The sequence below is a fragment of the Zoogloea sp. 1C4 genome (assembly GCF_009469605.1).
Lineage (GTDB): Bacteria > Pseudomonadota > Gammaproteobacteria > Burkholderiales > Rhodocyclaceae > Zoogloea > Zoogloea oryzae.
The window spans coordinates 1-1,416 of record NZ_SSXU01000097.1 but is presented as its reverse complement, the minus strand read 5'-3'; the positions used below and the strand labels follow the sequence as shown (position 1 = coordinate 1,416).

The window sequence follows — 1,416 nt, the reverse complement described above, 5'->3', positions numbered from 1 at the left end:
AATTAGTTTGAATACATCTTGCTAAGAGTTCGTACTTTCTGATAAAGTGTTTTCTTGTTTTCATAATGTTGATTTTAATGGAAATTTGTTTTTATTATGTTTTATATACTTTAAAACATTCAAATAATTATTAGCATTTAAGAAACAAAGCTTACACATAGATATATCTGCACAAGGCTTATAATAAGCGCAACTACTTCTATTATCATGTGCTCTTATAGCACATAAATTTGTAAGTTCAAGTTTGCTTATTTCTTTATAAGCTTTCTTAGACTTTAATACTACTCCACTTCGTATTATATTGTCTATCATTACTGGTTTAATTAATTTAGTCATTTCATTTTATCTTAATTTAAGTTAATAATCAGTTTAAAACACTACTATCTTCACAGACTGTAGTGTGTGGTTAAGTAATAATAAAGTAAAGGATAGTATGGCTGTATCCTTACAATATAGAAATAAACGATTAGCATTTTACACCTAAAATTTATATCTTTATAGCTGCATACTGTCATAACGTTGAGTTATTAACTCCGAGTACATCTTTTCATCTATATAGGAACTATGACTTCTTCTGTAAGCCTTACGCTAATATAAGAAACTGGTGCCCTCAATGTCTTGGGAAGTTATTGAGTTTTTTAAATGTCAGTCTTCCAACCTGACTGTGTAGTGATACTTAGTAGGCAAACACTAAGCGTAACTACCTTGAACCAACTGATCTCTCCTATTTAGTTACCACATGTTTCAGCGTTCAATCTCCATGTGCAATCTTAAATTTGCCAGTCTTTACAGCGCTAGCTTTCTGTTTAGTTACTATAAAGATAATCAAATCTAGATAGTATTGTTTATTCTATTAAGATAGGATATTACTATTACTGTAAATAATATTGTATCAATCTTTATTGTTATATTTTGCATACGTATATAGTCATATATATTTGTTATTGCTGCAAAATCGTCTACATTTTTGATAAATGTAATTAATACAAATAATATAAATATTGATATAGCACAACATCCTAATAATATTATAATTTGTGTTATATTATTTATAAGCTTTATCATACTTTATCTAATAGTAATAATATTATCCATAGAATAAATTGACCAAGTACCACAATCAATGTTAATAGTGTCATTAAATTGTTTTTTTGTCTTTTATCCATCTCTAATTTTATATTAAATCCCATTCAATTAACGCTTCGATTGGTGACATACCTTGTTTGATGCATTCGGTTACTTCTGCTTCAAGATGATATTCTTTTGCTATTATGAGAGCTTCACTAACTGTAATTTTTGGTGTTTCCATAATATATATTTTTATTGATAAATAAAATTGCTATAATGGTGACTCAATTGGTTTGAAACGGTAAACCATAGCTCCCACAGTTATACTGCAAGAGCTATATATTAGGT

Annotated in this window: 1 protein-coding gene; it reads right to left on the bottom strand. The window is 27.8% G+C overall.

Features of this window, described 5'->3' with window-relative positions; genetic code table 11:
• Window positions 1-60 precede the first annotated feature (60 nt).
• On the bottom strand, window positions 61-336 hold the full coding sequence (locus tag GH681_RS23020; protein WP_153163823.1) for a hypothetical protein: 276 nt from the start codon (window positions 334-336) through the stop codon (window positions 61-63).
• Window positions 337-1,416 lie beyond the last annotated feature (1,080 nt).